Annotated in this window: 10 protein-coding genes; all 10 read right to left on the bottom strand. The window is 64.0% G+C overall.

All coding sequences use genetic code 11. The features are described from left to right. Positions 1 to 1,269: sigma-54-dependent transcriptional regulator (locus tag GM668_RS17220; protein WP_170305673.1), on the bottom strand; the 1,269-nt coding region annotated here is incomplete at its 3' end. 74 nt (positions 1,270 to 1,343) lie between these two features. Then, the gene (locus tag GM668_RS17215; RefSeq protein WP_155440180.1) at positions 1,344 to 2,387 is read right to left on the bottom strand and encodes a chymotrypsin family serine protease; all 1,044 of its coding nucleotides are present in this window, start codon (positions 2,385 to 2,387) and stop codon (positions 1,344 to 1,346) included. Positions 2,388 to 2,549: 162 nt separating this feature from the next. Then, positions 2,550 to 3,146 (bottom strand): tail fiber protein, encoded by a 597-nt coding sequence (locus GM668_RS17210; protein WP_155440179.1) that lies wholly within the window; start codon positions 3,144 to 3,146, stop codon positions 2,550 to 2,552. Continuing rightward, positions 3,143 to 5,944 carry a hypothetical protein gene (locus GM668_RS17205; RefSeq protein ID WP_155440178.1) on the bottom strand — a complete coding sequence of 934 codons (2,802 nt, stop codon included), beginning with the start codon at positions 5,942 to 5,944 and terminating at the stop codon, positions 3,143 to 3,145. The genes GM668_RS17210 and GM668_RS17205 overlap by 4 nt, the downstream gene beginning before the upstream one ends. 59 nt (positions 5,945 to 6,003) lie before the next feature. Continuing rightward, complete coding sequence (locus GM668_RS17200) at positions 6,004 to 6,627, bottom strand: hypothetical protein (RefSeq protein WP_155440177.1); 624 nt, start codon at positions 6,625 to 6,627, stop codon at positions 6,004 to 6,006. A 138-nt stretch (positions 6,628 to 6,765) separates the two neighbouring features. Further along, on the bottom strand, positions 6,766 to 7,317 hold the full coding sequence (locus GM668_RS17195; RefSeq protein ID WP_155440176.1) for a hypothetical protein: 552 nt from the start codon (positions 7,315 to 7,317) through the stop codon (positions 6,766 to 6,768). Between the two features lie 196 nt (positions 7,318 to 7,513). Then, positions 7,514 to 8,290 (bottom strand): enoyl-CoA hydratase, encoded by a 777-nt coding sequence (locus GM668_RS17190; RefSeq protein ID WP_155440175.1) that lies wholly within the window; start codon positions 8,288 to 8,290, stop codon positions 7,514 to 7,516. 76 nt (positions 8,291 to 8,366) lie between these two features. After that, positions 8,367 to 9,563 carry an acetyl-CoA C-acyltransferase gene (locus GM668_RS17185; RefSeq protein ID WP_155440174.1) on the bottom strand — a complete coding sequence of 399 codons (1,197 nt, stop codon included), beginning with the start codon at positions 9,561 to 9,563 and terminating at the stop codon, positions 8,367 to 8,369. Positions 9,564 to 9,610: 47 nt separating this feature from the next. Continuing rightward, positions 9,611 to 10,057, bottom strand: coding sequence for a PaaI family thioesterase (locus GM668_RS17180; RefSeq protein ID WP_155440173.1), 447 nt, complete (start codon positions 10,055 to 10,057; stop codon positions 9,611 to 9,613). A gap of 71 nt (positions 10,058 to 10,128) precedes the next feature. Further along, a complete protein-coding gene (locus GM668_RS17175; protein WP_155440172.1) occupies positions 10,129 to 12,528 on the bottom strand; it encodes a 3-hydroxyacyl-CoA dehydrogenase/enoyl-CoA hydratase family protein in 2,400 nt (799 codons plus the stop codon).

Genomic DNA, 12,528 nt, shown 5'->3' with positions numbered 1-12,528 from the left:
GGTCGCAAGCCCTTCCGCGGCTGGCGCACCGGGCGGCGCGGCCTCTTCCGGTGCCTGAGCGGCAGGCGAAACCGATGCCGGTAAATCCGGCAGCGTCCAGATGCCCGCAACGCCCGCCTCCGCCGCATTGCCCGCGCCGCGCCCATCCAGCGCCACCAGCGCGCGGCGCACCGTGTGCAGTAACTGGCGCACATTGCCGGGCCAGTCATGCCGGCACATGGCGGCTACCAGCGCGGCAGGCAGCGCGGGCCAGCCGCCATGCGCCGCGGCCCACTCCCGCAGCACGCTGAGCACCAGCACGCCAATGTCTTCGCGCCGCTCGCGCAGCGGCGGCAAATGAATCACGAACGCTTCCATGCGCCGCAACAGGGCCTGGTTGAAGCCGCGTTCGGCGAGGTTGCGGTCGGTCGCCGCGATCAGGCGCGCCCGCGACTGCAGCGTGCCCTGCCCCCCCAGTGGCCGGTATTCTCCGCTCTCCAGCACGCGCAACAGCATCGGTTGCACGGTGGGCGGCGTATCGCCGATCTCGTCCAGGAACAGCGTGCCATCGGCCGCTTCGGCAAACAGCCCGGGCCGCGCAGTTTGCGCCCCCGTATAGGCGCCCCGCGCCGCGCCAAATAATTCCGCCGCCGCCAGCGCCTCATTCATGGCGGCCATGTTGACCGCCACCCACGGCTTGTCGCGCCGCGCCCCGGCTGCGTGGATTGCGCGCGCGGCCACCTCCTTGCCGGTGCCGGTTTCGCCCAGCAACAGCACGGGGAAATCCGTGCGCGCCGCCTGCAGGATTTGCGCGCGCAAGGCCAGCGCGGCGCTCCCTACCCCAAGCATAGCCGGCACCTGGACCGGCGCCGGCAGCGCGCGCATCCAGTGCAGGCACAGCACTACCAAGCCCCCCAGTTCCAGCACCGCACCGCGCCGCACCTGGTCCGCCGTCAAGCGCCGGCTGCCGTCCAGCGGCACGCCATCGATGCGCACCGCCATGCGGCTGTCAGGCGCGCAGACCGTAACGCTGCCATCGCTGGCGCGCTGCAGTTGCAGCGGCGAGCGCGACACGCAGCGGTGCCCCAGCCCTGCCCCCGCCTCGCCCGGCGACTGGAACAGCGGCAGGAAACGGTTCAGCGCCAGCGTGCCTTCCCCTGCCGGACCAAAACATTGCTGGCCGATGCGCTGCGGCTCCGGGTGCCACTGGATCGTCAGGCACAGCCATGGCGCGGCGTCCGGTGCGAGGGAAGGCATGGGCGAGGTCAGGGTTTGGTCATCGTCGGTCACGGTGGCGGCTAAATAGGTACATGGACCGATTATAGTCATTGCCCGCCGCCGCCACTGTCCCTTTCGGGCGCCGTTCAGTCATCCGCTTCCAGCAGCAGCGTTACCGGCCCGGGCGTCACAGCCGACAGCGCCGTCAGCACACGATGTATCGGGTTGGCATGACTGACTTGCTTGCCATTGCGCGTCCCGCCGCCGAACAGCATGCCGACCGGGTCGTTGCCCTCTTCCGTCGTCACCGGGGCGCCACTATCGCCTGCGTCTGAAAATTTATCACTGCCGTCGCCTCGCATGATTTCAATGACGTCGGTCATCGTGACTTCGCCGCACCAGTAGCCGACCCGCACCGTACAGCCAATCTTGACGACCGTTCCCTCTGTAAAGCCGGTGGTGCGGCCACTCTTCACCACGTTCAGGTTCGGTTCAGCCAGAACAATGCAGGTTCCCAGCGGCACGGGCTCGGCGCCATCGCGCTGTACCGCCGCCGCCAGCTTGATCTTGTCCCCGTATTCCGCGATGGCGGCATCCGCGGTCGCCGTCTCGTTACGCGTGAGCGGCACAACATAGGACAGCGTGGCCACGCTCCGCGGGCTGCCATGCTCCATGTCTGCTTCCGCTGGCTGGGTAACAGGGGTGCCGATAGCGACCCGGCCGCAACGCGACAGCACATGGTTGTTACTCAACAGGTATTTCTTTTTTCCCATGCGTGCGTGGTATCCCAGCGTGCCGATATTGTTCTGCCCCGAAGGACCCGTCGACACGCCACAGGGCACCGGGTACTGCATACGCTGGTATGGCGTCTGGCCAACTTCCGTGCCTGGCTCGGCAAATTCCAGTGCATGCGGCGCGACGACGCCGCCAATTTCCGTGACCACAAGCGTGCCGTGGCGGCCCCGCTGCGGCACTGGGGGCCCGAGCTTGGGGTCTTCCAGCGTCACCACGATGGCAGGGAGGCTTGCGCCATCGTGGCCCGTATGCACACCGATGCCGACGCTGGTTACATTGCGGTACTTGGCAAACAATTCATCGACCTGTTCCTCGTAATCACTGCGCAAAGCGTCGAACTGTGCCTGCGTCAGGCTAAATTGGCTGAACTGGGCAAGATTGAGATCGGGTTTCATGGCAATTCCTTTCTGGTTTCGATAGATCATCCGGGGGACTGTATGCAACCGCCGCGGGACCGTCCTGGCCGCGTCCACGGTTGTTCCATCATCGGCGCAGCCGGCGTGTGGCGCGATGACACGCCGTTACGCGTGATTACACGCAATGACAGACGAACGCCGTCACCAGCCGGCGGCAAACTTGATCAGGTAATGCACGTACACATTCATGGGCCGCGTTTCCGCCGCGTCGCGGTAGTCTTTATCACCGGCCGGCGTGGTGGCCGTACCAGTCACACCGGGCACGGCGCCGGCGCCGCTGCCTGGCGCCAGCCCGGCCTTGCCAGCCTGCAGGTAGTCATGCTCATGCTGCTGGTATGCATCCAGCTGCCACGAGCCAGGCTGCCCGGGAGTCCCGCCGCCCGACGCGTTGCGGCTTTTCTCATCAGGCGCGCGCCCCGCGCCGTAGTCCGCGGCGCGCAGGAAATAGCCGCGCAAGTCAGGCAGCTTGAAGCTGCCGTTCTGGCCGCCGTGCAGGTAGCCCAGCACGGCAAATAATTCCGGGTAGGCACAGCAATCGAGCGGCCTGCCGTCACACAGCATCCAGCCCCACGCTTCGACCGTCTGCAGCACGTGCGGCCCGGCGGGGGCCGGCGGCGTCGGCGGCGACGCGTTGTCCGGCACCGGCGTGCCGAGGTTGCCGGCAAATGCGATAATGGCGCCGGGCGGCATGCCGCTCCAGGTCCACGGCGCAAAAGCGCCGGGCAGCGGCGGTTTCACAGCGTGCTCCCCAGGATTTGCATCGTGGTCGGCACCACCACTTCCCACGGCTCGCCCACGCGCACCGGCCCTTGCGCCCGCATCTGTTGCATGTGCGCAGACTTCAAGTCATAGACCGCTGCAATATCGTCCGCCACCACGGGCGCCGCCTGGTTGCCGCCATCCCAGGCCATGCCGCTCGCCAGGAAATACAGCAGCGCCGCGCTGCGCTCTGGCCGCACCGGCAGCATCACGCGCGCCATGCCGGCGTTCAGGAAAGCAGCGAAACCAGCGCCGCCGCCAGTAAATTGCGGGTCGCCTGGATCGTCCGCGCCGCCATACCAGCGGCAGCTCATCTCATTCCATTCAAACAGCCCGTCAAAGAATTCCAGGTAGCGCGGTTCGCCGGCCGGCTCATCCTGCGCTCCGGCCATGGCGGCGCGCCGCTCCATCAGCAATTGCAGGCAACCGCGCCGCAACGCCTGGCGCTCAACTTCGCGTCCCGCGCCCGGCGCGCGCGCCTGTCCGGCCTCGCCATACTGGGCGGCCTGGGCGCGGTATTGCTCCAGCTGCTGGCCGTATGCCTGCGCCAGGGCGCCGTAGGTGCGGATGCGCCAGGTATCCATGGTGGCATGCTGCGGTATGCAAATCACGTCGACGCTGACTTGCACTTCCGCCGCAGGCGGCGGGTCAACGCCATCGGCCTGCGGCAACGGCGGCGCCACGGAGACGGCAATCGCACCATCCTGGCCAAAGCGGCGCTTGGGCGGCGCCGCGCCGCCATCGAATTTTTCCGCCCCCACCAGCACCGCAGGCGCGGCGCTGCCCGCAGGCAGCGCCAGCCAGCTGACCCGGGCCGCAGCCGCCATGTAGCCGGGCGGGATCGGCAGCAGCCGCTCATCGCCGCCACGCAGCGCAAGGGAAACCGTCCGGTTCGCGGCCGGCGGCGCGTCCAGCGCGGTCACGCCATAGCGGGCCGCCAGCTTCGGATAATTCTCCGGCGTGATGTCGCGGAATGACGCCACGTCCAGCGACTCCAGAGTTGGCGGCCGGCCGTATTGCTGCCCCCACAGCCGGCGCTGGCCATCGATGTAGGAGGCAGCCGGATTGCGCAGCATGAATTCCACCACCAGGCGGTTGCCATAGGTGACCACTTCCGCTTCATAGACCTTGTTGATCCAGTGGTAGACGCCCAGCCGCGCTTGCGTGCCGCTGGAATTGTCCAGGATGCTGAGCACACTGTCCTCGGTTTCGCGCAGCGTGCTGCTGCTGCGCGCGTCGCGCACTTGTTGCGTCACTTGCCGCAGCGCCTTGTCCAGCAATGCGTGCGCATGGCGCAGCGCATCGTTGCTGCCGGGCCGCGCACCCTGCAGCGTGGTTTCCGTCCATTTGCCATTCAGCGTGCCCTGGCTGGGCGGCCCGTAACTGGTAGCGAGGTTGTCGTACACGTGATCGACTTCCTGTTCCGCGATAGCGCTGCGCATGGCTTCGGACAGGCTGGCGCGCGTGGCGCGGTCCGCGCTGTCAAGCAGTTCAGCGCTGCCGGACACGCTGTCGCGCTGCTCGCTGTCGCGCCGCACGCGGCGCTGGCACACTTCCCTGCGCTCGCCAGGCATCACGTTTTCCGTGCGCGCGAGTTCACCGGGCACGTGGCGCCGCAGGTACTGGCGCACCATTTGCAATTCGCCAACCGCATAAGGCTCGATCCAGCCGCTGCCGCCGGACGGTGCGGGCGCGGGCGCGGCCGGCGGCAGCGGAAACACGGGCGATGGCAAGACCACTGATGCGCCGGCCAGTTCGCGCACCTGTTCGCGCCGCGGCCACGACGGCTCGGCGGCGCTGTCCGGCAGTGGCGGGAACAGCCAGTCCAGCGCGTGCGCGGACGCCAGCCACGACGCCAGGCGCTCGAACAGCGGCCGCGCATAGCCCGGCATGATTGCCAGCGCAAAGTAGTTTTGCCACAGGTTTTGCACGGCGGCGCGGTAATCGGACTGCAACAGAAGAGCAGCCATGGCGCCGTAACTGTCGGCGCCGAACAAGAATTGCAGGCGCCTGCGCAACTGTTCCGGCGGGGCGCCGGGTTCGTCCAGCCACAGCGCCAGTTCCACGGCCACGTCGGCCAGCGGCGCGGCAGGTCCGCCTGGCCGTACCGCCTCGCCGAGGTACTGCCCTTCGAAGGGCGGATCCCCGGCAATGAATTGCAGCGCCAGGCCGATCCGTTCACTGCGCAGCGTTGCGGCCAGCAAGCGCGCATACAGGCTGTCCGCATCGAGTGGATCGGGCGGCGCGTACTGCGCAAAATTCAGCGCCAGCGCTTCCGGCGGCACTTGCGGCCACTTGCGCATATAGATGAATGGGAAGAGTTCGGCGCGGGGACTGCCGGTCACGGGAAGGGGCGGCAAAGGCGTGTCCGGCCCGGGCGGTGCCGGTGGCCCTGGCGGCGCCGGTGGAAACGGAGGGAACGGGGGGCATGGCGGCCCCGGACGCACTTCGCCATACACCGTGAATCCTTCGTATTGCTTCAGCAACGGCGGCAGGCCAAACGAGAGGTCGCCCCATATGCCGGTATGGCCCTGGTCCGGAGCAGTGATCTTGGACATGCGCTGCAACCAGCCTTGCAGCACGTAACCCGAGGGGAATGTATGGCTCACGTCATATTGCTCGCCATCGGCCCGGACCAGCACGGCAAACGGCTGGTCCGGGCTGGCAGTTTCGAACACTGTGACCAGCGCGTCCGCTTTGGGATAGGCGGCATTGGCCACCTGAAAGGTCAGCCGCTGGTCAGGGCTGGGCCACGTTTCTATGCATTGGTAGTCCATGTCAGCTCCACATCGCATGTGAGGAAAATGCAGGCCGCCAGGCGGCCTGCCCCGCCGGCTTACACCATGACGCGGTCCGTCAATTCAAACGTCAGCGGCAAGGCATTGCGGTCGCCGCCGCCGCCCTGCATGACGATGGTGGCGCTGCGCAGGCCCAGCAGCGAAAATTCCTTGAACGTCTGGTTCATGACGGCCGAATTCATGGAATCGCCCTGTTCGATTTGCGACGCCGCGCCGACCCAGATCGTGGGCTTGAATTCAAACAGCGCCAAGTCTTCCGGGCAAATGTTTTTCTTGCGCGCCAACAACGTGCCATTCTTGTAGATGCCGGCATGGATTACGCCTTGCGGCAGGCTGTTATTGATTTGCACCACGACGCCGCCAGGCGAGGGTTCCACTGGCAACAGCCGGTAACCGCTGGGCGCCGTTTGATATGCCAGCGTCTGTCCGGGCACCACGTCCACCAGCGGCGAGAAATTGCCATAGCTGTCGGCCACGCTCGCCTGCATATTCAGCGGCAATTCAAACGGATGGGTTTCGTCAAAGCCGCAATTCTGGATGACTTTCCAGGCGATACCAAGATCGTCCAGCGACGCTTGCTCATTGCGCTGGAAAATCACGATGCGCGAATTATTGCGATCGTTGGACAGGTTGTGGAAGGTCAGTTTGATGGTGTTATTCATGGCAATCTCCTTGGCAGTGGAAGTGGACCCGGCGCCCCTTGCGCCGGACCGGAATGCCGCCGTGTGGCGGTGTGGGATCACTATATTTTTTGGCGACGGGAACCGCGATTACGCGGGCTTACCTGCGCTTACCAGCGCTTACCAGCGATTACAGGCGCCGGCGGCACTGGCAGGCATGGCCGCACTGTCCAAGCCTGCCGCCAGCGCTTCGAGGCGGGCGCCGCGCATGATGTGGATGCCGTAGGGCCCGAACCGCAGTTCGCCCCGGCGGCGCTCGACCACGTCGATGTGCCGCAGCGCCGGCGGCAAGGCTTGCGCCAGTTGCCGCCGCGCACGGTGGATGTGGATATTGATGTGGCAGGGATCCAGGCCCAGCATGCGCGACAGTTGCTCCATGCCGACCCAGCCCTGGCTGGCGCTGTCGATGCCGCGCTGCGCATCGTCCAGCCGCAAGCGGGCCAGCACCAGCAAGTTGTAATGATGGGCGCGCTCGCCCAGGTCGGCGGCCACCGCCCCTTCATGGAGCAGGCGCAGGAATACGTGTTCTTCGTTCAGGCTGACGTCAAAGCGCAGGAAAACCAGGCCGGGCTGCAAGCCTTGCGGCGGATGCGCGAGCACGGAAGGGCGCTCTGGAAATTCGTGGAGAAAGACAAATGGCGTGTCGGAAGGTGATAAGGCGGGGGTAGTCATGAGGGCACCTCTGCATGGCAAGTCAGGAATCACACCGGCGACGCTGCGCCGGCACCTGCCCTCACTTCTACAAATTCCATGCCATGCCCAAAACCCGCCAGGACGGGCCCGGCGGGGGAAAAGCGTGTCAATAACTGGGAAAAACGCGTGTCAACACGGGGTATTGACACGGACCGTTGACACGGCCGCGTACAAGTCAGGCAAACTTGCTGAAATCCGGCTTGCGCTTTTCAAAGAACGCCGTGAACGCTTCCTTGGCTTCCGGCGATTGCAGCATTTCGCCAAACAGCTTGCCTTCCGTGGCCAGCACGGTGGCCAGCGCGTCGGCGCCGTTGGCTTTCATCAGGCGCTTGGTGGCGCGGATCGACGACGCCGGCAGCGCTACCAGTTTGGCCGCTTGCGCCTGCGCGTAAGCCAGCACTTCTTCAGCGGGCAGCAGTTTGGAAATCAAGCCCATGTCGTACGCTTCTTTTGCCAGGAATGGTTCGCCCAGCATCAGCTTTTCCGCCGCGCGCGCATGGCCGCCGAATTGCGCCAGCAGCACGCTGGAACCGAATTCAGGGCACAAGCCCAACGGTGCGAATGGCACGGACAATTTCGCGTTGTCGGCGGCATAGACCAGGTCGCAGTGCATCAGCAGCGTGGTGCCGATACCGATGGCCAGGCCCGTTACGGCCGCCACCACCGGCTTCGTCGTGCCCGACAGCGCCTGCATGAACTGGAATACGGGCAGCTTGAGGAATTCGTCGGCCTGGCGCGGGGCGGACTTCAGGAAGTCGTCCAGGTCATTACCAGCAGTGAATACTTCCGGCTTGCCCGTGATCAAGATCGCGCGCACGGCCGCATCTTGTTCGCCGTCGTTGATGGCGTCCGCCATGGCCTGGTACATGGCCGACGTGATCGCATTCTTGCGTTCCGGGCGGTTGAATTCAATGGTGAGGATGCCGTTGGCTTTGCTGGTGAGAATATCCATTTCGTCTCCGGGTATACATGTGAAAAAGGCGCCGGGGTTATGCCGCGGCGCCTTGTTTAGCAGTTTAAAGCGGTAATTAAACGCGCTCGATGATACCAGCAGCGCCCATACCTGCGCCAACGCACATGGTGACCATGCCGTATTTCAGGCTGTTGCGGCGCAGTGCGTGCACCACGGTGGCGGCACGGATCGCACCGGTTGCGCCCAGCGGGTGGCCCAGCGCAATCGCGCCGCCCATTGGGTTGACTTTGCTGGTGTCCAGGTTCAGGTCGCGGATCACGGCCAATGCCTGGGCAGCAAATGCTTCGTTCAGTTCGATCCAGTCCAGCTGATCCTGCGTGATGCCCGCTGCCGCACAGGCAGCAGGAATCGCAACCTTAGGACCGATACCCATGATTTCCGGTGGCACGCCGCGTACCGCGAACGACGAGAACTTGGCCAGCGGGGTCAGGTTGTGTTCTTTCAGGATCTTTTCCGATACCACGATCAGCGCGCCGGCGCCGTCCGACATCTGCGACGACGTCGCCGCCGTCACGGTGCCTTTGGCGGCAAACACTGGCTTCAGCTTGGCCATGCCTTCCATCGACGCATCAGCGCGGGCGCCTTCATCCAGGTCCACGGTGCGCTTGCCGACCTTGATTTCGCCGGTGCGCAAGTCTGGCGTGCGGGTGATGATTTCCACCGGCGTGATTTCATCCTTGAACAAGCCGGCTTGCTGTGCAGCGATGGCTTTGCGGTGCGATTCCAGGCCGAACGCGTCCTGGTCTTCGCGGGTGACTTTCCACTGCTGTGCAACTTTTTCAGCGGTCAAGCCCATGCCGTACGCCAGGCCCACGTTTTCATCCTTGAACGTGTCCATGTTGATCGATGGGTGGTGGCCCATCATCGGCACCATCGACATCGATTCCACGCCGCCGGCAATCATCACGTCGGCTTCGCCAACGCGGATGCGGTCCGCTGCCATGGCCAGGGCCGTGATGCCCGAAGCGCAGTAGCGGTTGACGGTCACGCCGCCCACGGTGTTTGGCAAGCCTGCCAGCACCACGGAGTTACGGGCAATGTTGAAGCCCTGTTCCGCTTCAGGGAACGAGCAGCCGACGATCGCGTCAACGATCAGCGCTGGATCCAGGTTAGGCACGGCGGCCATCGCGCCCTTGATGGCGGCGACCAGCAGGTCGTCCGGGCGGGTCTTGCTGAACATGCCGCGTGGCGCCTTGCCGATCGGGGTGCGGGTCGCTGCGACGATGTATGCGTCTTGGAGTTGTTTGCTCATTTTGTGCTTTCGAGAATTTTGTGTTCGATTAGCGGCTTATCGCGTACTTACCTTTTAGCCGACAGATACCAGTCCACGGTCACTTGCGCCGCCAGCGTGCCTTCCTGGTCGAAAATATCGACGTTGACCGGGAAGGCAATCTTGCCGTCGGCAGCCAGTTGCGCCTTCAATGCGGCCAGGTCGCCCGGCACGCGGCCCGAGGCGCGCGTCGCGCCCTTGGCCACTTTCTGGTACTGGATGCGTGATTCCTTGGCCACTGGCCGCAGTCCCATGATCAGCTCTGCAAAACCACCAGCCATCGCGGCCCCCGACGCGGTTTCCGCCAGGGTGAACAGGGCGCCGGCGTGCGGCGTGCCCAGGTGGTTGTGCAGCTTGCTGTCGTCCGGCATCGATACTTCGGCGGTGCCGGGACCGATGCTGTCGATGTGAATGCCGAGCGTGCGCACCAGCGGCAGGGTTTCCATCATGTGCTGCTTGATACGTTCGTACACCATGCTCGGTTTCACTTTCAAGAGGACTTTAAAAGCCAGTTTAAGGAACGACATTACTATCTATCGGCTTGCGATCAGTTGCGCACTGGCTTGCCGGTTTGCAGCATGCCCATGATGCGTTCCTGGGTCTTTGGATGGTTCAGCAATTCCAGGAAGGCTTTGCGTTCCATATCCAGCAGCCACTGTTCGCTCACCACACTGCCCTGGTCGATGTCGCCGCCCGACACGATCTCGGCGATCATGTCGCCCAGTTTGAAGTCGTGGGCGGAAATGAAGCCGCCATCGCGCATGTTGACCAGCTGGCCCTTGATGGTGCCCCAGCCATAACGGCCGGTCACGGTCACAGGACGCTGGATCGGCGCGCGGTAGCCGGCGTCGAACATCGAACGCGCGGTGACTTTCGCCACGTGCAGCAGTTCGTATGGGTTGAACACGATCACATCATCTTCTTTCAGGTAACCCATGGCCTTCGCTTCCAGGGCCGATTTCGACACGTTCGCGGTAGCCGCGTTGGTGAAGCCGGTTTTCAGGAATTGCAGGATGTCGTTACCCTTTGCTTCTTTGGCTGCACGAACCGCTGCCTCTTTCAGGCCGCCGCCGGCAGGGATCAGGCCCACGCCCACTTCCACCAGGCCGATGTACGACTCGATCGACGCCACGCGCTTGGAAGCGTGCAGCATCATTTCGCAGCCGCCGCCCAGCGCCAGGCCGGCAACCGCCGCAACCACCGGCACGTTGGAGTACTTCATGGCCTGGAACGTGTCTTGCAGTTCGCGGATGATTGGATCGACTGCTTTCGCGCCGCCTTGCATAAAGGCTGGCAGTGCCGATTGCAAGTCCGCGCCGGCCGAGAAGGCGCCGCCTTCGGCTGCATCGGTATTCCAGATCACCACGCCTTTGAAGTTCTTCTCGGCTTCGGCCAAGGCCATCTTCAGGCCGGCGACAACGCCTGGGCCAATCACGTGCATCTTGGTCTTCAGCGACACGACCAGGATGTCGTCGCCGGAGTGCCACAGGCGGACCGAGTCATCTTCGAACACGGTGGTGCCAAAGGTCTTCGCGTCAGCGGTGGTGGAGCCGAATACCGGTGCGCGGAATTGCTGGCGGTCGTACACGGACAGCGACGAGCGTGGTGCGAACGACTTGGTCGCTGGGGAGTACGAACCCTCTGGGGTATGCACGCCCTTCTCGCCCACCTGGCCTTCGAACACCCATGCTGGCAGCGGTGCATTGCACAGCGCCTTGCCGGCTTCGATATCTTCCTTGACCCACTGCGCCACCTGGCTCCAGCCCGACGCTTGCCACGTTTCGAATGGGCCGACGTTCCAGCCGAAGCCCCAGCGCATCGCGAAGTCGATGTCGCGTGCATTGTCGGCGATCGATTCCAGATGGATCGCGATGTAGTGGAACGCGTCGCGGAAGATCGCCCACAGGAACTGGCCTTGCGGGTTGGTCGATTCGCGCAGCGCTTTCATCTTCTTGACCGGATCTTTTTCTTTCAAGATGCGGGCAATGATGTCGTCGGCTTTTTTGCCGCCGGCGACATATTCACCGGTGGCCGGATCCAGGCGCAGGATGTCCTTGCCAACTTTCTTGTAGAAGCCGGCGCCGGATTTCTGGCCCAGCGCGCCCTTGGCCACCAGGCCGGACAGCACGGCTGGCGTCTTGTAGATCGGGAAGAATGGATCGTTCGGCAGGTTGTCTTCCATGGTCTTGATCACGTGACCCATGGTGTCCAGACCGACGACGTCGGCGGTACGGAAGGTGCCGGACTTGGCGCGGCCCAGTTTGGCGCCGGTCAGGTCGTCAACCACGTCCACGGACAGGCCGAATTTTTCAGCTTCATGGATGATCGCCAGGATGCCGAACACGCCCACGCGGTTGGCGATGAAGTTTGGCGTATCTTTTGCACGCACCACGCCCTTGCCCAGGGTCGACGTCATGAACGTTTCCAGCTGGTCCAGGATTTCAGGCTTGGTGGACGTGGTCGGGATCAGTTCCACCAAGTGCATGTAGCGCGGTGGGTTGAAGAAGTGAACGCCGCAGAAGCGTGCTTTCAGTTCGTCGGAAAAGCCTTCAGCCAGCTTGTTGATCGACAGGCCCGATGTGTTCGACGCGAAGATCGCGTTCGGGGCAATGTGCGGAGCGACCTTCTTGTACAGGTCATGCTTCCAGTCCATGCGTTCGGCGATGGCTTCAATGATGATGTCGCAACCGGCCAGCAAGTCCAGGTTGTCTTCGTAGTTGGCGACCTGGATCAGTTCCGCGTCGGCCTTGTCGCCGAACGGTGCTGGCGACAGTTTTTTCAGGTTTTCAATGGCGCGCAGCACGATGCCATTTTTCGGCGTGCCTTCCTTGCCCGGCAAGTCGAACAGAACCACCGGCACTTTGGCATTGACGCAGTGGGCGGCAATTTGCGCACCCATCACGCCGGCGCCCAGCACGGCTACTTTTTTCACGTTGAAGTTGCTCAT

This window comes from Pseudoduganella ginsengisoli, from assembly GCF_009720865.1.
In the GTDB taxonomy this organism is placed as follows: domain Bacteria; phylum Pseudomonadota; class Gammaproteobacteria; order Burkholderiales; family Burkholderiaceae_D; genus Rugamonas; species Rugamonas ginsengisoli.
Note: the sequence above shows the minus strand (reverse complement) of the source record. Positions and strands in the feature narration are given on the sequence as shown.

Coding starts and splice junctions, on each gene's coding strand:
- GM668_RS17185 (WP_155440174.1), bottom strand. CDS start 9,563: ATGAGCAAACAACTCCAAGACGCATACATCGTCGCAGCGACCCGCACC.
- GM668_RS17205 (WP_155440178.1), bottom strand. CDS start 5,944: ATGGACTACCAATGCATAGAAACGTGGCCCAGCCCTGACCAGCGGCTG.
- GM668_RS17195 (WP_155440176.1), bottom strand. CDS start 7,317: ATGACTACCCCCGCCTTATCACCTTCCGACACGCCATTTGTCTTTCTC.
- GM668_RS17190 (WP_155440175.1), bottom strand. CDS start 8,290: ATGGATATTCTCACCAGCAAAGCCAACGGCATCCTCACCATTGAATTC.
- GM668_RS17180 (WP_155440173.1), bottom strand. CDS start 10,057: ATGGTGTACGAACGTATCAAGCAGCACATGATGGAAACCCTGCCGCTG.
- GM668_RS17215 (WP_155440180.1), bottom strand. CDS start 2,387: ATGAAACCCGATCTCAATCTTGCCCAGTTCAGCCAATTTAGCCTGACG.
- GM668_RS17200 (WP_155440177.1), bottom strand. CDS start 6,627: ATGAATAACACCATCAAACTGACCTTCCACAACCTGTCCAACGATCGC.
- GM668_RS17175 (WP_155440172.1), bottom strand. CDS start 12,528: ATGAGCAACTTCAACGTGAAAAAAGTAGCCGTGCTGGGCGCCGGCGTG.